Annotated in this window: 17 protein-coding genes; 7 read left to right on the top strand and 10 right to left on the bottom strand. The window is 62.6% G+C overall.

What is annotated here, in order from left to right; translation table 11 throughout:
• Positions 1 to 49: 49 nt before the first annotated feature.
• Both IRI77_RS32330 and IRI77_RS32325 read left to right on the top strand, forming a co-directional pair.
• Positions 50 to 448, top strand: coding sequence for a hypothetical protein (locus tag IRI77_RS32330; protein WP_194449068.1), 399 nt, complete (start codon positions 50 to 52; stop codon positions 446 to 448).
• Between the two features lie 798 nt (positions 449 to 1,246).
• Complete coding sequence (locus IRI77_RS32325) at positions 1,247 to 1,588, top strand: cytochrome c3 family protein (RefSeq protein ID WP_194449067.1); 342 nt, start codon at positions 1,247 to 1,249, stop codon at positions 1,586 to 1,588.
• 373 nt (positions 1,589 to 1,961) lie between these two features.
• Here IRI77_RS32325 and IRI77_RS32320 read toward each other — a convergent pair whose 3' ends face one another.
• The 6 genes from IRI77_RS32320 to IRI77_RS32295 all read right to left on the bottom strand — a co-directional run bounded on the left by IRI77_RS32320 (position 1,962) and on the right by IRI77_RS32295 (position 11,437).
• Positions 1,962 to 3,878, bottom strand: a complete 1,917-nt coding sequence (locus tag IRI77_RS32320; protein WP_194449066.1) for a transketolase — start codon at positions 3,876 to 3,878, stop codon at positions 1,962 to 1,964.
• A 466-nt stretch (positions 3,879 to 4,344) separates the two neighbouring features.
• Positions 4,345 to 4,830: a carboxypeptidase-like regulatory domain-containing protein gene (locus tag IRI77_RS32315; RefSeq protein ID WP_194449065.1), complete on the bottom strand. Its 486-nt coding sequence runs from the start codon at positions 4,828 to 4,830 to the stop codon at positions 4,345 to 4,347.
• 430 nt (positions 4,831 to 5,260) lie between these two features.
• Positions 5,261 to 6,919 (bottom strand): apiosidase-like domain-containing protein, encoded by a 1,659-nt coding sequence (locus IRI77_RS32310; protein WP_194449064.1) that lies wholly within the window; start codon positions 6,917 to 6,919, stop codon positions 5,261 to 5,263.
• 83 nt (positions 6,920 to 7,002) lie between these two features.
• The gene (locus tag IRI77_RS32305; protein ID WP_194449063.1) at positions 7,003 to 7,887 is read right to left on the bottom strand and encodes a YihY/virulence factor BrkB family protein; all 885 of its coding nucleotides are present in this window, start codon (positions 7,885 to 7,887) and stop codon (positions 7,003 to 7,005) included.
• Positions 7,888 to 8,031: 144 nt separating this feature from the next.
• The gene (locus IRI77_RS32300; protein WP_194449062.1) at positions 8,032 to 8,448 is read right to left on the bottom strand and encodes a hypothetical protein; all 417 of its coding nucleotides are present in this window, start codon (positions 8,446 to 8,448) and stop codon (positions 8,032 to 8,034) included.
• Between the two features lie 328 nt (positions 8,449 to 8,776).
• Entirely contained in the window at positions 8,777 to 11,437 is a 2,661-nt protein-coding gene (locus IRI77_RS32295; RefSeq protein ID WP_228486434.1) for an ABC transporter permease, read from the bottom strand.
• Positions 11,438 to 11,754: 317 nt separating this feature from the next.
• Here IRI77_RS32295 and IRI77_RS32290 point away from each other — a divergent pair, with 317 nt between their 5' ends.
• Positions 11,755 to 12,285, top strand: a complete 531-nt coding sequence (locus IRI77_RS32290; protein ID WP_194449061.1) for a DUF4337 domain-containing protein — start codon at positions 11,755 to 11,757, stop codon at positions 12,283 to 12,285.
• A 102-nt stretch (positions 12,286 to 12,387) separates the two neighbouring features.
• Here the strand turns inward: IRI77_RS32290 and IRI77_RS32285 are convergent, their stop codons facing one another.
• From IRI77_RS32285 to IRI77_RS32270, 4 genes are read right to left on the bottom strand one after another with little or no spacing between them, the layout of a single operon-like run.
• Positions 12,388 to 14,448: a VWA domain-containing protein gene (locus IRI77_RS32285; RefSeq protein WP_194449060.1), complete on the bottom strand. Its 2,061-nt coding sequence runs from the start codon at positions 14,446 to 14,448 to the stop codon at positions 12,388 to 12,390.
• Between the two features lie 18 nt (positions 14,449 to 14,466).
• Positions 14,467 to 17,418: a TonB-dependent receptor gene (locus IRI77_RS32280; RefSeq protein WP_194449059.1), complete on the bottom strand. Its 2,952-nt coding sequence runs from the start codon at positions 17,416 to 17,418 to the stop codon at positions 14,467 to 14,469.
• A gap of 46 nt (positions 17,419 to 17,464) precedes the next feature.
• Positions 17,465 to 19,270, bottom strand: coding sequence for a M56 family metallopeptidase (locus tag IRI77_RS32275; RefSeq protein WP_194449058.1), 1,806 nt, complete (start codon positions 19,268 to 19,270; stop codon positions 17,465 to 17,467).
• Positions 19,267 to 19,653, bottom strand: coding sequence for a BlaI/MecI/CopY family transcriptional regulator (locus IRI77_RS32270; RefSeq protein ID WP_194449057.1), 387 nt, complete (start codon positions 19,651 to 19,653; stop codon positions 19,267 to 19,269). Before IRI77_RS32270 ends, IRI77_RS32275 begins: the two co-directional genes overlap by 4 nt.
• Positions 19,654 to 19,775: 122 nt before the next feature.
• Between IRI77_RS32270 and IRI77_RS32265 the strand changes: the two genes are divergently transcribed.
• From IRI77_RS32265 to IRI77_RS32250, 4 genes are all read left to right on the top strand, one after another.
• Positions 19,776 to 19,985, top strand: a complete 210-nt coding sequence (locus IRI77_RS32265; protein WP_194449056.1) for a hypothetical protein — start codon at positions 19,776 to 19,778, stop codon at positions 19,983 to 19,985.
• Positions 19,986 to 20,072: 87 nt separating this feature from the next.
• The gene (locus tag IRI77_RS32260) at positions 20,073 to 20,237 is read left to right on the top strand and encodes a hypothetical protein (protein ID WP_194449055.1); all 165 of its coding nucleotides are present in this window, start codon (positions 20,073 to 20,075) and stop codon (positions 20,235 to 20,237) included.
• 106 nt (positions 20,238 to 20,343) lie between these two features.
• Positions 20,344 to 21,294 carry an alpha/beta hydrolase gene (locus IRI77_RS32255; RefSeq protein ID WP_194449054.1) on the top strand — a complete coding sequence of 317 codons (951 nt, stop codon included), beginning with the start codon at positions 20,344 to 20,346 and terminating at the stop codon, positions 21,292 to 21,294.
• Between the two features lie 590 nt (positions 21,295 to 21,884).
• Positions 21,885 to 25,445, top strand: coding sequence for a TonB-dependent receptor (locus IRI77_RS32250; RefSeq protein ID WP_194449053.1), 3,561 nt, complete (start codon positions 21,885 to 21,887; stop codon positions 25,443 to 25,445).
• The last annotated feature ends 70 nt before the right edge of the window (positions 25,446 to 25,515 follow it).

Below are 25,515 nucleotides of genomic sequence, written 5' to 3'. Positions count from 1 at the left end.
CGGCCAGCCCGCGGGCCTGATAGAGCGAGGCTCCGCTATCCTGGAGGGAATGAGCTATCTGGACAATCTGGAGAATAATCTCAAAGCGCTGGAGTCGCGGGAAGAGCGGGATCCGGAGAAGATCAAACGGGAACTGGACGCCAAAGCGGCGGAGCGGGAGGCTGCGCTGAGGGCGGCTCCGCATGCGGACGCGCTGAAAACGAGTCCCTACACGCAGAAATTCCTGACGGCTTGCCGGACAATCGGGCACGGGCAGCGAACCTTTGTGGACTTCCGCTGGTCTGGAACGACGCTGGTGCTGGAGGCAAAGGGACGGCGGCTGGAGTTACGTCCGGAAGCCGATGGCATCCAAGCTGTGTGGGTAGAGGGTGGCGAAGAGGTCTGTACGGAGCCTGTGGACCTAAGCGCGGATCCGCAAGAGCTGGCGCAGAAGTGGCTGGTGGCCTGAGGGCTGGCCGCGCGCACCGCGGCCAGCCTAAATCACGTTGCGATCACCCGCCGTGTCAGCTCAGTGGAACCCTATCATCCTCCCCGCCTAATTGACAGCCCGACAGGTAAGACTAAATGGCGGGACTTGATATTCGGAGTTGCGCGCGCCCGGAAAGCGACGGAAACCTCTTCGATCATGATGATCTCTTAATCTGGCAGCATCATCGCACGTGCAGCCTCAGCCAGTCGGTTCTTCGGAAATAAATGAAAGAATCTACATCGATATTCGACAGAGCGAAGTATACGCTCTGTTAAGGATCTTTTATGAATCCGGCTGGCGGCTCTTCAATGCTGGCGGATTCAGAAGCTCATTCGGATACACACTTCTCAGCAGATGGCGATGGCCACGACAGTTCAATCTCTCCTGCCAATCGCACTGCGGAGAACGGTTGGCCGGCAGGACTGAGGATGGCCCGGGCGCGCGCCAAACCCGTATCCGCAGCAGTCCCGGCCGCCCAGATCGCCCGGCCTGCATGAGCCATGTTGTGAAGCTCGGGTCCATGCTCAACTACTGACTCGCACAGTACAATCGCCCATCCGGACCCTCTGGAATCACAAGAAGGGCCTCCTCTCTTCTTTGTTCCATCTCAAAACTAGTATTTCCGCTCCGCGATTCCTGATCGGCCGGGCGGGTGCAAAACAGCAGTTTCCACCGTGTAACTTAAGGCCCAACTCCTTGTCGCTTAGGCAAACTCACAGTCCCATCCGGGCAGGGCAGACCGCTGCATCGCAGACAATTTTGTATTAGGGTATTGAGATGCGACAACCTCTTTTTGGTTTGCTTCTCTTCTCGCTCTTGGGGTCGAGCCTGCTATTGGGCGAGGATAAGAAACCGCCATCCAGACTGGTGATTCAAACGACGGCGGGAGATGTCAATTACGACCACGCCGGGCACGCAAAGCGGGAGATGAATGCTTGCCTCATCTGTCATCCCAGGCTGTTCACCCGAGATCGAAAGGCGCCCATCGAGTTCTCGTCACCTCACAAAAAACGCGAGGATGCCAAAGCGTCCTGCGGAGCCTGCCACCGGGCTGATGGCGCCGCGTTTGCATCCGAGGGCAACTGCACCAACAACAAGTGCCATGTGAAGGGCAGCTAACGGAGATGCCTGCAAACAGCTGGGTGTCCTGATCGAGCAACGGAGCCGCCCATCCTGGCATTGAATGCCAGTGCCAGTTGGCCCCTGTCTCTCCTCTCGAACACGGAGGCGATGGTGACGAGGCATATGGGCCGGTTGGTGGGAGAACTCGCCCGGCCGCGAACCACGCGCAGGCTCCATTTCCGCGCCCCTGGGCCGGAACTCCCGCTGCTGGTAGTTTGGCGAAGCAGTCGCTCAGGTGGACTGCCAACTGTCGCCCTTGGAACCGTTGGCGGCCTGGGTATCGCTCGCCGCTGAACGGCGAGTGTGCCTACAGGGCGGCACTGAGTCTTGCGGCCCGGTTTGAGCCCGGAAGGCGGGGTGCACACTATTCTCATTGGGCATCATGCGAGTGGAACTCATTGAGCGCCGATCTAACCGCATCACGGATATCGCCAGCCGAGATGCCGGCTTCGGCCAGGAGTTCCCGGCTGGTGCCACTGCGCGGGATCTCCGACACAGCCAGCTTGCAGACGCGCATTTCATGGCGTGCCAACGCGGAAAGCACTGCGTCGCCGAGCCCACCATGGCGGTAGTGGTCCTCCACTGTAACGACAATTCCACCTGAATCCCTGGCCGACGCGACGAGTTCCTCCCCGTCAATGGGATGGATGCTGAAGAGATCGATGACGCGGACGATGAGGCCCTCTGCCTGAAGCTGCTCATAGGCGGCCAGGGCCTCGAAAACAGTGATGCCCGCCGCCACAATCAACGCACGGTCCTGATCACTCTTCCTCAGGACCTTGCACCGTCCGATGGCAAAAGGCTCTTGTTCACCATAGAGAACGGGGACAGCCGGACGGCCCAGCCGCAGGTAGCACGGTCCGTCATGGGCGGCAATCAAAGCGGTCGCCCGCCAGGCGCTGGTGGCGTCAGAAGGATAGAGGACGGTGAAACCAGGCTCCGCGCACATCATGGCCAGGTCCTCCAGGCCCATCTGGGAGGGGCCATCCTCTCCAATGGAAACGCCCGCATGGGTGCCGACAATTTTGATATTGAGGCCGCTGATCGCGGCCATGCGTATGAAGTCAAACGCGCGTGTCAGGAAACAGGCGAATGTCGCCACAAACGGAACCTTGCGGCGGGCGGCCAGGCCCATCGCGATGCCAACCATGTTCTGCTCCGCGATGTAACCCTGCAGAAAGCGGAGCTGCGCCAGCTTCTCGAACTCCTCTGTGTACGTGGAGTTCTTGACGTCTCCATCGACCACGACGATCGCTTTGTTCCGCGCGCCGATGGCGGCCAGCGCGCTGCCGAAACCCTGGCGCGTGGAGACAGAGTCAAGTCTCGGATCGTAAGGCGGCGTGTACACGTCCGGCCGGAGGGTGCGGACAGGTGGCGGCACGGTGGCTTGCGCCTCAATCCGGATGCTGGGCTCCCACTCAGCCAATGAGTCGCCCATCTGGCGGGTGAGTTCGTGGATCACCTTCTCCGCCCTGGCAGAGTCGAGTGCGCGTCCATGCCAATGCTCGTCACCCTCGATACCCGGTAGGCCTTTACCTTTGATGGTGCGAGCCAGCACCACCGTGGGACGGCCTCGGGTTTTGAGCGCCGCCCGGTACGCGCCCAGAAGCTGGCTGGGGCTGTGCCCATCGACCACCGCCACGTGCCACCCGAAGGCGGACCAGCGTGCCGCGTGCGCATCCATGTTGTGCCGCAGCATCGTCGGCTGGCTTTGGCCCAGGCAGTTTACGTCGACCGTGACACAGAGGTTGTCCAACTGGTGGAAGGCCGACCATGCAGCAGCCTCCCAGACGGAGCCCTCAGCCGCCTCACCGTCACCCAACAGGACGTAGATTCGTTGACCCGTCTGCTCCAGATGTTTTGCGTTGTAGGCGATGCCGGCGGCGGCGGGCAGTCCCTGGCCGAGGGAACCGGTAGCCACCGGCACAAAGGGGAGACGCGGCGTCGGATGGCCTTCGAGTTCAGAACCAAACTTGCGCAACGTCCACAGCCGCTCCCGAGGGAATGCGCCGGCCTCAGCCCAAGCCGCATACAGCAGCGGTGCGGCATGACCTTTCGAGAGGATGAAGACGTCGTTCTGCTCGGCCTGCGGGTTTTTGGGATCGAACCGCATGACCGCGAAGAAGAGCGTGGAAACGATTTCGGCGGCCGAGGCGCAACTTGTGGGATGGCCGCTGCCCGCGGCGGTAGTAGCCCGGACAGAGTCGATGCGGAGAGCGGCGGCTTTCCGGATGAGCAAGTGGATTTGCTCGCTGGTTGATTCGGCTGCAACCTTTTCGGTGGACATTGTGACCACTTGGGCTGCATTTGGGCTTCCACTGGCGGGAAATGCCAGTGTTGACACACTCTCGCCCTGACTTTCGCCTTTTGACCCAGGCCGATGCCTGGCACGAGTTCACCAGCGAGTCGGCAACCAGCTCCGCAACGAAAGCAGTACCGGGGCCAAAGGCGTGAATGCCAGTGGGGGTGCACCAGGGGCCGCGGCTGGAGCTTGGCCCCCTGGAGCAACACCATCTCCGGCCGGCTTGAACCCCGGGCCGGCCCGGAATATCGGAACTCTTTTCAGGCAACCGGAAAGTTTTACCAATTGGATGTCAGTGGATCTGAGGATGAATCGCTCGTATTCCTTCACAACGCGCGGGCAGCCGCTGGAACCGGAATCCTCCGACATCGCGCCGCGGGATCGACGCCGTCAGGCTTCGACCGCCATGGGCCATCCTTCCGCAAGCACCGGCGCCAGGATGGGAATCTTTTCAGTCTTCGCAGATTTGCCCCAGGAACTTCGGGTCCTTGCGCCGGTGAGCCGGATTGCAGTCACCCCATCCACACGACTCCAGTTCGATGGAGCCGTAGACCAACCGCAGACCGGCCCGGACTACAAAGCCTTCCTTGGTCAATGAGTAATGGCGGGCCCCTTTCGCGATCACAGAGTAGTGGCCGGGTTTGAGGCCGCGAAAGAGAAACTCCCCTTTGGCATTCGTCCTCGTCTGTCCACAGATCCGATCTTCCTCGCATGACAGTTCAACGGCAACGTTTGCGATGGGTTTGTCTTTTCTGTTCACGACTGCACCGGCGAGAGCTCCGGCCTCCGTTCCGGCGGCCAGAAGGATTCCATCCCGCAGATCGAGCGAGAGAGCATCGCAGCCAGCGGATAGTCCAGCCTCCAACTCAAGGGGCGCCAGTGCCCTCTCTTCTTCGGCAGAAATGTGGAGGGCGCGAATGGGCCGGTCTCGGAACATGCTGGTGATCGTATCAAGCCGATAGGTATCCTCCGGGAGATTGAGGAATTTGTAGGTTCCAACTCCATTTGTCCGGCCGAGGTACCGGCGGCTCGAGTCCGATTCCGACTGCAGGAGCACAATTGCGTCCGCAATCGAAGCGCCCGACTGATCGATCAAGGAGATCGCGAGGCTCCCCGCGAAGCAGGAACCCGTCCCGGCAGCGAATGCGAGCAGAAGGGCACCCTCTGCCATTCTTCTCAGCATTGATTTCGCACTCCCACGATGCATCTGCCAGAATTATATTCCGGCTGCAACCCCGGCAGTCGATCCGTATTTCCCCGTAACCCCGTGCGGCGAAGGCCTGAAACCAGAAACCCTTTCGCGCCTTCAAACCCGCCTTTACCTCAATATCTCCAGAGGCGGCGGGCGGACGTAGCAGCCAAGCCGCTCACACCGCCTGCAGCACCAGCACCCAATCCTGGAAGGTGGGCGGATTGGGCACCGGCCATTCCCCCTCCGCGGAAGGCTTCACTTCGCCCAGCTTGTGCACACGGCCATCGCTGGGATTGAAGAAGAGCGCGCTGTACGCCTTGCCGGATTCCAGCAGCTTCACCTTCGGCGGGTTCCACATGGGCGGCATGAAGACGATGCGCAGCTCACCGGGAATGCCCGCCGCGTACGGCCGCATGTAGTTCGGTTTGGCCGAGTGCGGCTCCACCCACTCCTGGTGCGGCTCCAGGCGATGCCACGGGTACTGCATCAGGAACTGCTTGCTCAGGCCGAGTTGCCGCGAGCCCGGAAGTTGAGCAGCGACATCCCAGGGCGTATCACCCCAGGAACGGCCATGCGGCGAGGGCCCGTAGGGCGTCTCGCGCGTATTCACCTGCCAGACGCCGTTCGCGCCGTACGTGTGTCCCGCCGCGCCGCTGAGGACGTAACTCCAGAACATGAAGCGCTGGATCTCCTGCCGGCTCGCTTCCAATATCCCCTCGTAGCAGACCTCGCCATTGATCACAGGCATCAGAGGCGTGCGGGCGACCGACTCCGTCACTTTATCCACGGTGTTCGGAATGCTGTCTCGATCACCATGTCCGGTCTGCAGCATGTCGAAATCGAGCACCGCCGGGTCGTCGACGGAGTTGCGCGCGGTGGAACTGGGATGAATGGTCACCATGCGGTGATACGGGTCGACCTGGCGGACATACCGCGCGATCTCGGTCCAGCCGGACCGTTGCGCGACCGTATCCTCTTTGGGCGTCTTTGAAAGGTAATAGGGCATCGTCCCTTCGCCGGCGAGACACCAGACGACAGGCAGCGCACCCCAGCGGGCAACCAGGTAGCGCCAATGCTGCTTCATCTTCTGCATGCCCATCTGCGGCAGGAAGTAGCCCCAGCAGCCAACGATGCAGGGCACGATCCCTGAGTCCACCAGGTGCTGGATGCGGACGTCCGCCATGTCGAAGTAGGCGGGGCGGATGGAACGAAACTCGGGCTCCCAGGCGGAGCCGGCCTCGTTGAATCCGCGTGGGTCGAAGCTCGGCATGTCGGGATAGAGGCCGGCGACGATCTGGACGACATTGAACCCCTTCTGGCGCCGGTCAACGGCGAGAGCCTGGAAATCCTCGGGGTAGCGCAGGCGGCTGGTGAGCCCCATCCACCAGGTGTCGCCGAGCCAGAAGAAGGGCGTGCCGTCGGCGTGCTGGAGGTGCTTGCGGTCGGGCCCGACGCCAATGGCGCCGTGTTTCAACAACGCATTGCCGCCGCGATACGGCTCGACGTCGAGGGTGCCGCGTACACCATGCAGATCCTGGTCAGCGGTATCGGAACAGACCGTGCGCCATTGGTAACGGCCCTCACTGGGAGCCGCGAAACGAACACGCCACGTCTGGTCACCAGACCAGAACGCGGGCACCACAGATTGCTTGCCTGCCTTGTCCACGAAGACCACATCGACATCGACCGGGAAGGGATCCAGGTACTGTTTACCGGAAGAGAACTGCCACTCGGCGGCCCGCCGCGCCGTGCCAATGCGTGTTTGCGCGGAAGTGGAGCCGGCGAAGGCGAGCAGACCGGCAGAGGAAAGCAGATGGCGGCGGGAAATCGGCATTGGGTGATGATATCCCACGGAGGCGGAGAGGTCAGAGTGAGGCGGGAAGCGAGGGGAGGGGCCATTCCAACGAACCGCGCTGTTCAGGATTGGAAACCCGTGACCACCATCGACCCATAGCGGCGAGCGTAGGCGCGAGTGAACTCTGCTCCCAGGTAGAGCACCTGGGCGGAGTAGTAAACCCAGACGAGCAGGACCACCAGCGACCCGGCGGCTCCATAACTGTCCTTGAAGCCCGCCTTGGTCAGGTAGACGCTCAAGAGGAAACGCCCCGCGGCGAAAAGCAGCGACGTCAGCACCGCGCCGACGGCGACATCGGACCATTCCAACTGCACATTCGGCAGCACCTTGAAAATGAAAGCCAGCAGCGCAGTGATCACGGTGAAGCTGATAACCCAGTCGGCGATTCGAATCAGCGCCGGAGGCGGCGCGGCGACGGAACGCAGATACTCACCGGCGAAGGAGATCCAGACGTTCAGGATCAGGGACGCCAGCAAAAAGAGTCCGGCCCCCAGAACCATGACAAACGAGACCATGCGCGCTTTCAGGAACTCCAGCAACGTGCGGCCTGTGCTGAAGGTGGCATCGTCGGGCACTTTCCAGATGGTATTGAGGGAATCCCGCAGTTCACTGACGACGGCCGTGGCTCCGAAGAAAAGGGTGATGAGTCCAAGCAGGGAGGCCGTCACCCCGCGTAGCGGCTGGTGAGCTCCATCGATCATCGATTGAATGACCTTGGCGCCCTCCAGCCCCACCAGATCTTGTATTTGCCACACCAGGCGGCCTTCCGCGGCCTGCGATCCAAACGCCCAGCCGGCGACCGCCAGGATGATGACCACCGTCGGGGCGAGGGAAATGGCCAGGTAGTAGGCAAGGGCCGCGCCCATCCGCGGGGCGCGGTCTTCCTGCCAACTACGGAAGGTTGCCCCAATCAGGGCTGCGAGTTCCCCCGAGGGGAGGCTGTACACTTGCCGGAAGCATCTCATGGAGGACTTGGAAAGCCAGGTGGCTCCGAGCGCGAGCCCCGCGTGAATACGCTGGCGGCTTCGATTCCGGGCTCAGTCTGGACACTGCTGAATCTGAACGCCAGCCGCATCATCTCGAAGCACTCTCTATGCCTCGACTTCCTCGGCAAACTTGCGGCCGGCCGCATCCCGCTGTTTCCCACAGATACTGCAACTGCCGGCCTTCCCCCGGATCACCAACCCGATGAGTAGTCCGCCCGCGATGGCCCCGGCCACGAAGCCGGCCGGATGGCGGCGAATGGCCTGCCGCAGGTTCGGAACCAAGCCGTTCAGATCGTAATTGCGGACATAGGCTGCGCTGCGGTCGAGCCGGGCAGCTGCCTGCTCAGCCAGTTCATCCAGGGCTTCTCCAGCTTCCCGAACGGAAGATGCCGAGTCTTTGATCGCGTTCGCCGTTTCGCGCCGGGCGTCCGTGAACTTCCTGCCCGCCGCACGGCGCAGCGAACCAACCTGCTCCAGCGTGTCCTGTAGTTTCCCGCCGAGAGGCGATGCTGTTTCCATCATGGTCCTGGTTGCTCCTTCGGCCATCGGGTTTTCCGCTGGCCTCCCCTCTCTCGTGCACTCGGCGTGCCAAACCCAAGTGAAGTCAGGGCTCGTCCGCAATTGCGGCCGCCGGGAGCCACTCGAAGGTCACTCGCTGGGATGGATCGCCCGGTAACAGCGGCGGGCTGGCGCTGGGATGAGACGGGCCGCGGTCATCTGACCGCTAATGGTCATCGGTGCATTGACACCTCAGGCCAGGACCCTCCCCCTCAGTTGACCGAATGGACGCACTTCCAGTCTCGTTGCGAAGGGGCTCCGCACGAAGGAACCGGCTATCCTGCCCGCTCGGCTATTCGCTCCGCAACGCGCAACTCGGATCTAGTCTGGAAACTCTTCGAGCAGGCCCATATCCCGCCAGGGCCGCTACGGCGGCCAGCAACACAAGAACCGCTCCAAATGTGAGCGGATCCGCAAATGGTACTCCGAATAGCAGCCCTCGCATCGTGCGAGCAGCCGCCCAGGACAGCGGCACCCCCATTGCCAGCCCCACCAGCGCCAGCCTGACGGTCTGCCACAGAATGCTCAACTGCAAGTTACCGGCGGAGGCACCCAGCGCCATCCGGATGCCAATCTCCTGCCGCCGCTGGCTGATCGAATACGAAATCACCCCGTAAATGCCAAGCGACGCCAGAACCAATCCGAACACCGCGAAGCCCACCAGCAGCAACACCACGAACCGCCGGGAGAAGACCGAGTGATCGACCAACTGCTGCATGGTCCGGAACTCCGCCGCCGGCATCCTGGGATCGAAAGCCCTCAGCGCCCTGCGCACTTCCGGCGCGAGCTCCGCCGGCGAGCGCGATCCCCTCACCACAAGATCCACTGAGCTGAAGTCCCCTGTCTGCCGGATGGGCAGGTACATCTCGGAGGCGAACTCCGTCTCGAGTCCGAAGTACCGCACGCCACCCACCACCCCGATCACTCGCCAGGGATTCGGCCCCAAAGTTCGAACCTGCCGTCCGACGGGATCCTGGCCCGGCCAGAGCGTTCTCGCCAGCATTTCATTGATGAGGATCACCTGTTCCGAAGAGGAATTGTCGGAAGCCGTGAAGGCCCGCCCCGAACGAAGAGCGATCTTCATCGCCGGCAGGTAGCCATCATCGACAATGCGGACCAGCGCAGTCGGCCGCTCGCCCATCTGGTAGGTGCGCGCGGCATCGCCCACGCCCCACAAGCGCCAGCCATAGTTGTCGCCCAGCGGCAACGCATCCGTGAGGCCCACCTGTTCGACGCCAGGCAGGGAACGCACGCGCTCCAGCACGCCGTCGAAGTAGTTCAGCTTCCGCTGATAGGTCTCGTAGGCGCGGCCAGGATCGATCCGCAATGCCAGCACGTTGTTCGTTTCGAATCCGAGCTCCACGTCGAGCACACGCACGAAGCTGCGCACCAGCAGGCCGGCACCGGTCAGAAGGACACACGCCAGCGCCACTTCGCACACAACCAGGGAATCTCGCAGCCAGCCGCGCTCCCGGCCTCCGGTGGCTCCACGTCCGGTCTCCTTCAAGGCACTCTGCGGGGCCGGCGCGGAAGCCTGAAGCGCCGGAGCGAGCCCGAACAGCAGTCCGGTCAATCCCGCCATCGCGGCAGTGAAGGACAGCGCGGCGGCGTCCACCCGGATGGCCTGCAGCAAGGGGATGCTGGTGCCTTCCACCTGCGCAATCAGGCTCGTTCCGGCGACAGCCAGTATAAGACCCAATACCGCCCCGCAGCAGGAAAGCACAACACTTTCGATCAGCAGTTGCCGGATCAGGTGTCCGCGGCCCGCGCCCAGGGCCGTTCGAATTGCCATCTCCTTCCGCCGGGCCGACGCACGCGCCAGCAGCAGGTTGGAGAGGTTGGCGCAGACCAGCAGCATCAGGAAGCCCACGGATCCAGCCAGCACCAACAGGGCGTAGCGGAACCGGCCGCTGATGTGGTCGCGCAACATGCTCAAGCGCGGCTGGAAGCCATTCCGGCGGGAATCTTTGGAACGCCCCGCCATCAGGCGCTCTGCAATCAGGGCCGCCTCCGCCTGTGCGGTCCGCAGGTCCACTCCTGGCTTCAAACGTCCAATCAACGCAAGCGTATTACCCCGCCGGTTCGTTTCCGGACTCAGCGGGAAAGGCACAAACAGATCGGCGCGGGTGCCCGGCGCGAAGGTTGCGGCGAAATCGAAGGTACTCGGCAGCACGCCCACGATGGTGGCAGGCGCCCCGTCCAGTGTGATCGCGCGCCCGACCACATGCGGGTCTGTCGCGAACCGGCGCTTCCACAGAGCGTGGCTCAGGACAACGGTTTTAGCTACATTCCAACGGCACTCCTCCGCCGTGAACGACCGGCCCATCCGAGGCCGCACGCCCAGCAACCGGAAGAAGTCTTCCGTCACGGGCACACCTGTCAGGCGCTCCGGTTCGCCCACGCCCGTCAGTTGCAGGTCGCCTGCGCCGTAGAAGGGCGAGTAGGCGGCCACATCGGAGAGCGACTGGGTTTGTGCCTGCAGATCCTGCAGGTTGTCCACCTGAACTGTTTGAGCCGAAAGATTTGCGGATTCTCCATTGGCGATCCAGACAAGGCGTCCGGCATCGGAAAAGGGCAGCGGGCGCAGGAGCAGCGTGTCGAGTACCGAGAAAACGGTGGAGCTGGCCCCTACGCCAAGGCCCACGATGAGGATGGCGAACGTCGTGAGAGCCGCATCGCGCCGCATGGTTCTAAGCGCGTAGCGGAGGTCCCGTAGCACAGTCTCCAACAGCGGCAGTCCGCGGCTTTCCCGATGCAGCTCCCGCGTTTGCTGGAGGCCACCCAGTCGCACCAGTGCCAGCCGGCGCGCCTCATCAGGCGGCATTCCCTGACGCACGTTGTCCTCGATCGCCAGTTCCAGATGCTGATTCAGCTCCGCGTCGAAGTCTTCATCCCTGCTGCGCCGTTGGAGAACCGATCGGATGCGTGCGATGAGCTCGTGCAACGTCTGCATCACTTTCCTTCCTCCGCGGCATGGATCAACACTCGGACCATCACATCCAGGGTGCCCTGGAGCAGGCCTAGCCGGTCGGGTTGCTTGGCACTCATGTGGTATTCACACATGAGAATGTCATAACTCCTGTGGCAACACCACAGAAAGCCGCGACTACCTTGTAACATCTGACGCAGGACATTCGTGGACCCTCGATAGCTATCCCTCGACGCGGCTCCTCACCGGCCCCTCGTTCCGTAAGTGGGCCGCCCAATATACAAGGCGAAAGAGCGGTACCCGCGCCGCAACGCTGCACCGTGTGGCGCATCCAACTAGATATGTCAGTCAACGAAGAACTCCGCGAGCACGCCGAGCACGCGCACGACGATTTCAGCCGCAAGGCAGGCGCGGGCATGGCGATCATCGCCGCACTGCTGGCTGTGGTCGCGGTCTACGGTCACCTGATGACGACCGAGGAACTGTTGGCCCAGCAGAAAGCGTCCGACCAGTGGGCGTTCTTCCAGGCGAAGTCCCTGCGGAGGTATCAGTCGGAGGTTGCCCGGGACATTTTGAAGGCGACGCCGGGCGACCGGGCAGTGGCGGAGGCGGCCAAATACGAATCCAATTTGACCCGCTATGAGAAGGAGGGAGAAGAGATCAAGGACAAGGCGCAGGAGTTGAGCAAGGAGAGTGCCCTGTCCGGCCGCCGCGCGTTGCGCCTCCACATCGGCGAAATCTTCCTGGAGATGGCGATCGTCTTCTCATCGCTGGCGATTCTCACCAGGAAGCATCTCTTCTGGTATTCGGGCATCACGAGTGCCGCCCTCGGATCGGTGATCAGCGCCACGTCGTTCCTCATCCTGCATTAGTTGACACCGGAAATGCTGCGAACTGACCGTGCGTCGATGAGGAGGAAGCAGCAGGCTGTCGAGAATGGCCGTTGTGGGTTGGCAAACAGCGTCGCAGGGCGGCTAAGGCCCGAGTATTACGGGCGCCCGCCAGAAAGCAGCAGTCCCCTGGCTGGGATCCAGCACCGTCACCTGGCAGTCGTACTGGCCCGGCGAAAGCGCGCCCAGTGCCAGATCGAAGCGCAGGGGGATCGCCCTTCCGTTCGCTGTCGAGACTTCGGAGGCCGCAATCGCGCTGGATTCGAAGACCTTCGCCTGGTCGCGATAAAGCGTCACGAAGCCGGCCAAAGGGTGCAGGTTCCCACTTGGGCGCGCATAGGCCTGCAGATAGACATAGAACGGGCTCTGCCGATGGAACACGCGGGTCACACTCGGGATGAGTTTCCGCGTACCCTGCACTAGCGGATCCGCAGCCGGACTGGAGCCCTTTTTCGCATTGAACGCGGCGCTGCCCAACTCAGCCAATTGACTGCTGAGCACAACGGAACTGATGGGAACTCCAGGACCGGGTTGGTTGAGGTCGGGCACCAGGAACTTCGTCTGATAGGTTCCAATACGGCCGCTGGTAGCATCTCGTGCCAGGATCTTGATCGTGTACCGGCCAGGGAATAACGTGAAGCCCGCATCATAGTTGACCGAGCGATTGGCCAACTCCGGCGCATCCCTGCCGGCCAGCCGCACTTCCACCTTGTCGCGCAGATTCGCAATCGTCGCCCCGAACTCGTCGCGGACCTCGCCGATGAAGTCGATGAGCAGGCGGCTGGAACCGCTGCCGCGCCCCGCGGCTAGTTCCTGCACGGGCAGCTTGGCCGTGACCGGGATAAAGTACTCCGCGCGATTCAACTGGAAGAAGTTCACCTCCAGCGCCATAGTAAGTTCCGTCACCGGATCGGCCTCCATCAGGGCCTCCTCCAGTTGGCGCTCCTTATCAGCCAGCGTGAAATTCCTGTATTCCTTGCCGGCATAGTAGCCGGGCTCGTATTCCACTTTCGCCACGGCAGGCGCAGCAACTGCGATCCTAACGCGCCGGTAGCGTCCATCCCGAGCCTGATTCGCGGTGTAGTAGCCGAGAACGTAGTAGCTCGACATGGCTTGCTGGACCTGAATGATTCCGCGCGAGAGGTCGTTGTAGTTAAGAAGCGCCTGACCGCCAGTATCGGCGGCCAGGGACCAAAGCGTGTCTTGCGAGCGATCGAAGTTGGCCGCAACCGCCTGGGCGGCCGCTCCCGTGTACACCGCCGTCCCGCCTGGCGCCGCCGTTGAGGCATCCCCCAGCGGCGCCTGGGCGAGCAGGCCCCGCGCATCAATCGGCCAGAACGCGACGCCGGCCCGCACGGCCGCGTTGATCGTAGCCGTGAGTTGAGCCTGGTTGTTCACGCCGTCCATGCGGATCCCGCCAGCGAAATACAGCAGCGACTTCCGCTCGCGCAGGTGCGCCATGAGCGAAGTGACTGTCTGGAGCGCCGCCAACTGCCGGTCTGTATTGAAGATGTTGAACTCGCCGTCGTTCTGCCCGAAGGCCGCGCCGGAGGCCGGCGAACTGGCATCGTTTGGATCCCCCTGGAAGCCCTGCCCTTCCCCAACGACCAGGGATTGAATGGACTTGAGCAAAACCCCTCGGTCGTCCGTGAAGTCCTGCTCAATCCGCACCGCGCCGCCGGCGAAGCTCATGAGAGCGACTAGGTCGGCGCGGTCCATCCCGGATTCCACGAACTTGCGGGCCGCTGTCAGGGCGCGCAGTTGATCGGCTACGGACATGGCCGTCATGTCGAAGTACATCGCCAGCAGCCGCCGGTTTCGGTAGTATCCGGCGGGCTGCGAAAACGCGCTGTGTGCGGCGCCCGGGCGGGGTTGCGGCAGCGCCGCCGGCTCCGTCCCCGCGGGTGGGCCGCTAAGAGTCTGGAACTCACATAGGCTCACGGTTTGAAGCTTACCGTCTTCCGTGATCGTGAAGTCTTTCGCGGTGAGCCCCTGCACCGGCCGGCCCGCCTTGTCTTTGACGAAGACCGTCCGCACGACAAGCTGCGCGCTGCTGGTGAAGGTGGGTGCTGCATCCGGCGACTGCTGCGCGCCCAGGGTGCAACTCATCAGCAGGAGGCAAAGGCCGGTGCGGAACTGTGTCATCGGGCGTCCTTCCGTGTCCTAGAACCTGAGCCGCAGTGTCGTCTGGACCGCGCGCATGGGATTGGCGGCCAACGGCAAACCGAACTGCGGGCTGGTCACCGTGGTGTTCCAACCAGTGAAGGTGACGTGATTGAGGGCGTTCACGGCCTCAATGCGCAGGTCGAGACTTAGTCGTTCGCCCACGCGGAAGGTCCGGCCAAGCGACGCGTTCATACTGAACTGCACGGGGCCGGTGATCGAGTTCCTCCCGGCGTTGCCCCATCGCCCAATGGCAGGCGTACGAAACGAGGAGGGATTCAGGAACAAGCCAGGCGCCGCCTGAGTCGCGGGGATTCCTGTGAAGTCGGGCCGCAGGCTGCCGGTTACGCCGGTGCCCTGGACCGCCGCGAAGTAGATTGGCGTCTGGGGCAGCCCGCTGCCGGCACTCAACTGCGCCGCCAGATTCCAATCGTTGGCCAGCGCATCGCCCCACGCCGGCAGCCAGGCGGCGCGCCTCTTGCGCATGCCCGTGGTGTACTGGCCCGACAGGTTCAGCAGATGACGCTGATCGAAACTGGAGAGCCCGCGCTCCGACTTCAGGTCGAGCCAGTTTTGCGCGATCGATTGGCCGCCTTGGAAACCGCCGGCGAGCCCGGAGTTGTCGAGCGACTTCGAGTAGACATACTGCAGTTGCGCAGTGAGTCCATCGTGGAACCGCCGGCGCAACTCAAACTGGCCCGCATGCCGCGACGAGTTTCCGTTCGATTCCAGGTACACGAATCCAACCGGGCAGCCAGGGCATGGGCTGGCGGCTCCCGTGGGCACGGTATTCGGCAGGATCTGCTGCAGCCCTCGAGTCCCTTTGATGCCCCGGTAGGATGCGGTCATCGCAAGCCCTGCCGGCAGATCCCGCTGCAGAGATATGTTCCAGACGTGAGCGTAGCCAACGCGGAGATCCGGATCGGCGGCATAGGTATTCGATGCCACCCCAGCCGGAGCATGGAATCCGTCAGCCAGGGTCAGCGGCGCGCTGGGAGTGCTCTGAACGCTGAAGTTCGTCGAAAGCGGCGGCTGCTGGCTCAGGGCAGAGGCGATGGGCAGATACACCGCCGTGTTGTCGTAAACTCCAGATCCGGCGCGGATCACCAGCGAGGATGCCGCTACTGGCCGCCAGGAGAGACCCAATCGCGATTGCAGCCCGGCATAGTCAGGACGAAGCAGCGAGTCACCAAAGTTCCGCCCGGTGAGCGAGCCGACGGGCCTGGAAGAGACCACAGGCGCACCGGACCCGAAGCCAGGGCTCACCTCCATGTTCACCAACCGGCCGTACTTCTCGGTGATGGGCGAACCGTAATCCCAGCGCACGCCGACATTCAGAGTGAAGCCAGGTGAGACACGAAAGTCGTCGGTGAAGAACCAGTCGTACAGGCCGGCGCGAAGGTACTTGTCGGCGTTGCCGAACGCGATGGAACTGGTATCCGGCAAACCCAGTAGAAACCCGGCCAGGTCAGACCCTGCCACCGCACCCGTGAAGCCGAACGTGCCGCGCGCATCCTGCTGGGCGAGCAGGTTGAACTGCTGGCGGCGCACGTCTCCGCCGAACGCGAAGTTGTGCCGCTCGCGGTTCCAGAGTCCGCTGAACGATGCGCCGCTGGTCTGATTACGTGTGAACGAGGCGTTCACGTCTACCAGCGAGGGCGTGGCTCCGGAGAAATTCAGCTTGGGCGGCCCCCAGTTTGCGGCGTCCTGGTTGTTGCCCGAAATGCCGGCGTCTCCTGAGACATTCGAGCGCCCCGCAAAGAACGGCGTGGTCCGGGCGGACAGCCGGCTATATTGATACCCGAGCACGATCGAGAGGCGCGTGGAAACGAGATGCCGCCAGGCTGCACTGGCATTGAGCCCCAGCGTGCCGGTCCCATCCTGGAATCCGAAAAGATTCGATGCAGTGGCCCGCGTGCTTTGTCCGGAGAAGGAGCCCACGAGCTGATTTGAGCGATTCAAGGACTGTGTGAATCGAGACTGCCACGAGTCTTCCTGCATCCCGCCGGGAGTCAACGTCTGAAAGTTGTATCGTGCGCCTGACGCGGAGCTTGGTTCGGGGTACAGGCGCAACAACGACTGCGCCTGCGGGCTGAGGCGGGTCGCCGGAATGACACCACCGGGAAAAGGCGCACCATTGGCCGGGTCGAAGGGTCGGTCCGTCAAACCAGAGAGGTCGCCGGCCCGTTCCGCCAGATTGGGCACGCGCGCCGCCTGAACATCGGCGCTTCTGTCCCGCGTCCATTGGTAGTTCAGCGTGAAGTTGGGGCCGTTCTGCCACAACAGATGGGGGATCCTCAGTGGACCACCGAAGGCAGCCATGCCTTTCCAGTGACTGTAGGCGGGCATGGGCGTTTCCTGCCCAGTCAACGAGAAAGGACGGGCGTCCAAGGCGGAATGCCCGGCGATGAGTCCAAGGCTGCCGTTATACGCGGCACGCAACGTCGACCGGTGATTGCCGAAGGCAGCGGACTGTCCGAACTGCGAAGCGGCCCCGTTGTTGACACTACCGGTGATCAGCAGGTCAGCAGCCATGGGAGACGGCGCATCCGTCGTACCGCCGTTGTCCGGATCCGCCGCAACGGCCGCAGGCGCCGCAACAACAAGCGATACTGGCTTGCCGACAATCGCGGCGAGCGGCAACATTTCGAGACTCCAGACGCTCGCCTCCTGATTCGCCGCCACGCGCACCTCGCGCTCCAGCAGCACAAATCCGCGCATCTCGACCCGCCCCAGCCAGACCCCATCCCCGATATCGGCAACGGTGTACTCGCCTTTCAGGTTCGTCATAGCCACTGCCCTTCGGCCGTCGCGGCTGAGGACCACCTGCGCACCTGGAACTGCCGTGCCGCCGATGCGAACCACCCCGCGGTGCTCGCCGGCAAAGAGCTCCAATGAGGCCGCCAGCAGCCCCGCCAGGCAATGGCAATAGCGCAACGACACGTGTGGCATGGGAAGCGAGGACTCCTGGATGCTGGCCGTTCAATTGAAGAGCGGTCTAGTTTTCGGATGGCAGATCGGCACTGACGACGAAGAGGCAGTCCGACGGGCTCTTCCGGCCTTCCAGCTTCAGGCCCAACTGCTGCTGCAGGGCCGTGAAAATGGTGACCCCGCCACTATCGGCCGGCGGCGGCGTGGCATTCGTTGCATCCAGGGCAGACAGCGACTGCCCGGGATCGGGAGACCACTGCAGGTGAATGTCGAACACACCTTTCAGGTCCGTCATGTCGACAACCGGCCGGCCCGTCTGTCCTTCGCTCAGAAACCGCGCAAACTGCTCCAGACTCACCCGCATGCCCGTATACTGCCCGTGGCCGGACTTCATCTCCGGCTGCCCGGCAGACTGGCTCTCGCGTAGCTTCGCACCGCTCTTGGCCGCCACCAGGGCGAAGATCGGCATCTCCTTCGCCTCGGTCCTGACCCGCAGATGAAAGCGATCTGAGAGCAGGCGCTGCAACCTCAGCCGCACCTGCTCGTGCATGGCCCGGCGCTCATCCTCCGTCATGTTGCGAGGATCCCCACCAAGGGCCGGCACCGGCTTGGCTTCCAGATCGAACCTGCGCGACTCCAGCCATTTCGGCCCGCCGAGAATCTGGTTGTCGCCCACGTCGTAGGCGATCTTCATCAGGAAGCGTAGCGTGGCATGGCTGATCACCAGCCGCCCGCCGGGTCCGAAATCCACTTTCAGGCGAGTTTCCGGGCCGCTTGGCTTGATGGTCGCGAACGAAAAGGCAGGCAGGATGGAGGCATCGGCCGCCAGCAATTGAGCGCGGCTGTGTGGTGCGGTGAGCAGCCCAATGACGATCGGCGCAAGGAGCGTAACGGCAGCCGTCGCCGTGAGCATCGCCCTCCTGGCCAGGTTCAAGCCTTCCCCAATCGTGTTGCTCATGATTCTCTCCACGCGATGGCGGATATCGGCATTTGTCACGCCGGCCACACAGGCGGCCGGAGCAGCCAGGCAGAACCGGCAGACCACAAGGATCGCCTCGGCATAGGCCTGCGGATCGCGGCCGGACTGCAGCACCGCTTCGTCACACGCGCGTTCCCGCTCCACCAGCAGCCTGGTCCGCACCCACCAGAGCAGCGGGTGGAACCAGAACACCGCTTCCACCGACAGATGCATCGCGGCCAGCAGGTTGTCGCGGCGCCGGATGTGCGCCAACTCGTGAGAGAGAATCGCCTCCAGTTGCTCCACCGTCAGACGCCGCAGAATCGCCTCCGGCAGGATGATCGTTGGACGCAGGATTCCAAAGACGCCCGGCTCGATGGCCGACCGGCTGATCGCGAGCTCAACCGACCGCGACATGGAGGTGAGGCAGCGGCACCGCTGCAGGGCATCCCACTCGGACCCTGTCCGCAACAGGACTGCCTCTCGAACAACCATCCGGCTCCGCCTCCACTCAGACCGCCACCGGGCAAGCACGCAGACCGCGCCCAGCAGCCAGATCCCTGTGAACACAAGCGGCAGGATCGGCGCACCAGCCCCCTGCAGCGCGGGCGGCAATGCCGGCACCATCGAGGAGGCACCAGCGGAGCTCTCTTCGAGGAACCAGTAGATCAACGGCGAGCTCACCGGAGTCAACCTCCAGCCCAGCCGTTCTCCGAGATAGACCAGCGCCGAGAACGGCAGGAGAAACTTCGCGGAGGCCGCCAGCCATACCCAATACCGGATGTAAGCCCGATTCCGCCGTAGCGCGGAAGTCAGCAGCACAGCCAGTCCCAGGCAAGCCGTCGACTGCCACAGGTGATGCGCCAGGGCCGGCCAGGCCGCACCCTTCGTCAGGTTCAGGACTTCGCTGATCATCTCGTCTTGTCCTTCTTTGCCAGCTTCAGTAACGTCTTCTCCGCCTCGTGTACGTCTTCCAGCGTCAGGTTCCCCGATTCGATAAGGTGCGACATGATGAGCTGGCTCCGCCCGCCAAACAGTCTCAGCAACTCGTCGATCAGGTTCTTCTGGGCCGACTTGCGCTCCACCATCGGCTCGAAGATATGCGCGTTGCCGATCTTCCGGACACGCCGCAGGGCCTGCTTGTCTTCCATGCGGTAGACCGTAGTCTGGATGGTCGTGTAAGCGGGCCGGTCATCTTCCGGGAAGTCTTCCTGAATCTCGCGAATGGAGACAGGCCCGAGTCTCCAGAGCGCTTCCATGATTCGAAGTTCCAGCTTGGTGAGTTTTGGCGACGGCATGCTTCCTACTAATTCTGCTTGTTATACTACTACGTCTGTTTGTTTTGGATCAATCGAAATCTGCGGCCTTCCGGGCAGAGACTGTAACATCTCGTCTCGCCCAGATACTCGATGCCAACCCTGTGCCGGCCACGCTCTACACCACCATTCAGCGGCTGCTGGAGCACAGCCTGACTGAGGAGGTGGAAGGTCCCGACGACGCCGACAGCCGCAGGCGCTACCACCGGGTCACAACGGACGGCAGCGCGGCCCTCCGCTTGGAGTTGGACCGCATGGCGGCCTCCTTGGCGAAAACGAGGTCGATGAGCCTCCGGACCGCGGAGCCGCGCTGATGAATCCGATGATCCGTTGGAGCTGCGCCGCCTACAACGCGATGCGGCAGGATCCAGTTCTCACTCAGTCCGCCGAAGCATCCTGAGGTGACGGTCCGCTATGAGGGCACGCTGGGGGCCGCCAACCGCATGCGCGGCACCATGGCGAGTGAAGTTCCGTCAGGGACGTTCACCGCCGTGCTGAAGAAGTCCACCGGGGTAGAGAGGAAGCCGGGTCAGGCTGAGGCAGGCGCCGGCTGGCCTTCGGCCTGACCCGGTTGGGCCGGCACCCGGCAAAGCGGCCTCACCGCCCGCCTCCCTTTTCAATAGAATAGGAGGCGGTTTGCCCCGGCCCGAGCGGGGCGCTGGAGTCAGTTGTATGCGCAGGATCTCCGGTTGGCTCGCTTCCGCCCTGGCGGCAGCTTCGATGATGGCGTCCGCACAGACGCCGGCGGTGCCGGGCCAGACAGTGCCGCCCGTCCGCATGGCGCCACCGAAAGCAGGAGTCTGCCCCCTGCCTATCCTCCCGGCGTTGCCTGCCATGGACGACGCCTCGTTCTATGCGCAGAAGGATGTGCCCCACGGCAAGGTGGAGCAAGTGCAGTACAAGAACTTCGCCGCCGCCGACAAACGCCTGCACGTCTACCTGCCGCCCGGCTACGAGCAGAACCCGACAACGCGCTACCCCGTCCTCTACCTGAACCACGGCGGCGGCGGCGACGACTCCAAATGGTCCGCCACCGGAGCAAGCGGCGGCAGTGCCCATCTCATCCTCGACAATCTTATTGCAGCGGGCAAGGCAAAACCAATGCTCGTCGTGATGCCCAGCACCCGGGGCTGCGCCAGCGCCACTCCATCGGCCCCCGGCAAAGACGACGCCTGCACCCAGGAGTTCCTGAAGGACATTATTCCGATGATCGACGCCCGCTACCGCACCCGCGCCCACCGTGCCAGCCGTGCCTTGGCCGGCCTCTCCATGGGCGGCTTCGTGGTATTGCACACAGGCATGCCGCACCTCGACACCTTCAGCGAACTCTATGTCTACAGCTCCGGCCACATCAACGAGTCCACCCTCAAACAGTTCGAGGACAACTTCGCGCCGGTCCTGAAGGATCCGGCCACCAACGACCTGTTCCGCGTGCCGTACTACATGGCCGCCGGCGAGACCGACATCGCCCTCAAAAACGGCCAGAAGGTGATGGCGCTCTTCAACCAGAACGGAATTCGCAACTTCTGGGTGCTCAGCTCCGGCGGCCACGAATGGGCCAACTGGCGGCGCTACCTCCACCAAACCGCGCAGATCATGTTTCCCGATTGCGGCGGCCAGTAGCAGGCTACCCGAAAGCTGCCGGTATCTTATTCTCTTTCTCTTCGTCCCTCCTGTTTATTGTGGACAATCATACCCTTAATTAGTCCAGGCGCTAATAACGGCTGCCCACCCGAACATGCAGCGCCGAAAGCGCTTACACTCGAGCTGTCGCATGTCAGACCAATAGCACTACGCACACTCGCATTGCTGCATATTCCGCATGTCGGAATATTGCGACGGAGGATAGCCAATTCCTCCCTGGGGCTTGGCTCATGCCCGGAACCCTTTAAAATTGCGGCTTTCGAAGGCTCGCCGGGGCAGTTGGCCACCAGTGGCGAGCCGCTCTTCTCTGCAGTCCTTTTTGCCTTGAAATCCTTAAAACGCTGTACTACTATGCTCTGGCGAGTTACGGGTCTGGGGGATGAGCGGGTCCTGAGGTTGGGAAGTTGGATCAAGCTACGTTCGATTGCTTCCTTCATCGTCAGTCGACGGGACAACACAACCGCCGCCCCAAATCCGACCGGTATGCAATGAGTCAGTCCGAGAATACGGACAAACAGGGGTACCTCATGAAGTCTTATCGTGTTGTGGCGTTAGTAGCGTTCTTGCTTATGGCAGTGTTGCCATTCGCATACTCCCAAACGATCACAGGTCAGATCACTGGCCGCCTGGTGGATGCGGGCGGTTCGGTCATCATCGGCGCAAAAGTTCAGCTCGCCAACGACCTGACAAAACAAGTGCGTGAGTTCAGCACTGATTCGAACGGCACTTTCATCTTTACCAACGTCGTACCGGGCAACTACAGTCTGCGTGTAGCCCAGCCCGGCTTCAAAACCTACGAGCAGAAGGGCCTCAACGTGGCCGGCCTGGAAAGGGTCGCGCTGCCGGAGATCGCACTGCAAGTGGGCGATGTCAGCACGTCGGTGGAAGTGCAGGCCCAGGCGGTTCACGTGGCAACCGACAGTTCCGATCGCCGTGTCAGCGTAACCACCACCCAGATTGAAGATACGGTCACCAAGGGCAGAAACTACATGGCGCTGATGGGCACTTTGCCCGGCGTCCAGGATCTGAACCAGAATGACTCACGCGGATGGGGCACCGGCAGTCCGACCATCATGGGCGGACAGTCCGGCCAGAAGATGTTGACGCTCGACGGCGCGGCGGCCCAGGATTCGGGCAACCGTGACTTCGGCTACATCGCACCCAGCGTCGACGCCATCGGCGAAGTCCAGGTGCTGACGGCGAACTTCAATGCCGAGTACGGCGCGCGCTCCGGCGGTCAGATGAACGTCATGATCAAGAGCGGCACCAACTCATTCCACGGCACAGGCTACGCCTTCCTGCGGCATGAAAAACTGAACGCCAACGAGTTCTTTAACAATAAGACCGGCGTCGCCCGCCCACGTTACCGCTATCAGAACGTCGGCGGCACCATCGGCGGACCGTTCATCATCCCGGGCACGAATTTCAATAAGGACCACAATAAACTCTTCTGGTTCTTCTCCTACGACTACCTGCACACCAAGAACGTCACGGCACCCAACCGCTATACGATGCCTACGGCCCTGGAACGCACAGGCGACTTCTCCGCTACCACCACCACCACAGGCACGGTCATCCCCATTAAGGACCCGCTCTCCGGCGCACAGTTCCCCGGCAACAAGATTCCTTCCTCGCGTCTCGACCGCACCGGTCTAGCGATGATGAATCTCTTCCCGCTGCCGAACACCACGGATCCCACCGGACAGCGCCAGTACAACGCGGAGTTCGTCAACCCCTTCACCCAGCCGCGGCACGATCGCATCCTGCGCGTCGATTATCCCATCAGCTCCAAGACCACGTCCTATGTCCGTCTGTTGCAGGACTACACTGGCAACGACGGCTACGGCCAGATTCTCGGCGCCCTGGGCGATGGCTGGCGGCAGTTCCCACACGGCTACGACATCCCGTCGGCTGGCGCCGTGGCCGCCATCATTCACACCTTCCGTCCGAATCTGATCAACGAAACCAGCTGGGGCATCAACCGCGGCCACCAGATGAATACGCCGACCGATCCGGAACTCTACAAGAACAGCCAACTCCCGTTCACTGATGCCGCGGGCACCATCCCGCTCACGCGGTTGTCGGCTTCGAACTACCTCAACCTGCGGCCCGCCATCAACCTGGGCTTCCCGAACTCCTTCAATGCGCAGTCGGCCGGCCTCGCGATTACCAACGGTCCGCAGTACGGGTTCGACAGCCGCTGGCCGTTCGACGGCACTGACCAGTTGCAGACCATCAGCAACAACCTCACCTGGGTCAAGGGCCGCCACAACCTGAAGATGGGCATCTACCTCGAACGGATGTCGCGCAATGTCAGCGTCTACTCGACGTACAACATCGCCGGCACCTACTACTTCGGCTCCGACACGGCGAGCCCAGTGGATACCAACTATCCGTACTCCAACATGGCCACCGGCGCCTTCTTCGCATACGGCGAAGACAGCGTGAAGCAGGTCAACCACTCCCGCTATACCCAGGTGGACTGGTTCATTCAGGATAGCTGGAAGGTCTCCTCCCGCCTGACCTTCGATCTCGGCATGCGCTTCCAGCGGATGGGGGCCCTCCACACCGACGGCCAGCGCCTGGGCTTGTTCGACACCTCCGTCTACAGCGCGGCCAAAGCGGGCCAGCCCCTCTACCCGGCGATGCAGGACGGCAAGAAGGTCTCCATCAACCCGTCCACCGGCGCGGTTTACCCCTACGTGCTGCAAGGCACCTTCGATCCGAAGAGCTTCTCCGGGTCTCCATTCAGTGGCGTTAAGGATTACAAAGGCAGCTTCTGGAATACGCCGCCCATCACGCTGGGCCCGCGCGTCGGCTTCGCCTACGACGTGTTCGGCAACGGCAAGATGGCGGTCCGTGGCGGCTTCGGTATCTTCTACGACCGTGCCTACACCGTCGACTACATTGGCGCCCAGGGCGTCGGCACCGGCCCACTGGCCGCTCCGCCCGACTTCCTCGCCCCCATCCTGTTGAACACCACCTTCTCAGCCATGCAGGGGCAACAGAGCCTCTTCACGCCGCAGAACATCCAGGGCGGCTCCCCCGATCACCTGCCGCCGACCACCTACAACTGGAGCTTCGGCATCCAGCAGGATATCGGCTGGGGCTTGATTCTTGACGTCGCCTATGTAGGCAACTCCTACCACCACGGCTACAACTACAACTGGGAAGACCTGAACGCAGTTCGGCCCTTCACCACCTGGACTCCGCAGGGCGGCACCAACAAGACGTTCGTCGATCCGACGAGCTCCAGTGGAGCTCTCTACAGCACGAACCTCATCCGCTCCATGACCGGCCTGAAGGGCGTGGGCCAGGTTCCGGTCTTCATGAACGTCGGCGCTTCGAACTACAATTCGCTGCAACTGCAGGTCAACCGCCGCATCGGCCGCAAACTGACCTTCAGTACGAACTACACCTGGTCCAAGACACTGCTCTATGCGCACCAGCAGTTCACTGACGACGCACTCACCAAGAACGTCACCAGCAACCGCCCTCACGCCTTCAACGCCAACTTCGGCTATTCGCTGCCCACCCTGCCCAGCGCCAGCCGGCTGGTGAAGCAGATCACCGATGGCTGGCGCTTCACCGGCACCGCGCAGATCTTCTCCGGAGCCGCCATGGCGCCCAGTTGCGGCTACACCGCCAACCCTGTCGGCTGGCCCAACGGCACGCCCACCGGCGGCGTCCTGTTCCGCTGCCAGATGACGGATGCCACCATGAACGGCGTCTGGCTGCCCAGCGGCGCCAAGCCGTCTGATGTGGGCTCCACCGCGGATCCCAAGCTGTGGTACCCGATGAACGTCAACAACTTCGTGTTGCCCACCATCAACTCCACCTTCGCCGGCCGCGGCATCCAGGGCAACATGCCCCCAACGCTGACCTACGGCCCGGGCCTCGAACTGTTCAACCTGTCCCTGTTGAAGGAATTCCGCTTCTCCGAAGCAAAGCGCTTGGAATTCAAGATCGAGACGATCAACGCCTTGAATCACTTCAATCCGGCCAACCCGAACATGACCATCACCCGCAACTACACCACCGGCGTCAACACCAACTCCGCCTTCGGCACCATCCAGGGCACGCAGTACAACAGCCGCCGCGCCATCCTGTCGCTGCGGTATGTGTTCTAGACTCTGGCCAGTCCTGTTCATTCGAACGCCCGCCGAGCCCCAACCGGGCCGGCGGGCGTTCTGCTTTTCA

Source organism: Paludibaculum fermentans, assembly GCF_015277775.1.
Taxonomy (GTDB): domain Bacteria; phylum Acidobacteriota; class Terriglobia; order Bryobacterales; family Bryobacteraceae; genus Paludibaculum; species Paludibaculum fermentans.
The sequence above is the reverse complement of the archived record's forward strand: the minus strand, read 5'-3'. Positions and strand labels throughout refer to the sequence as shown.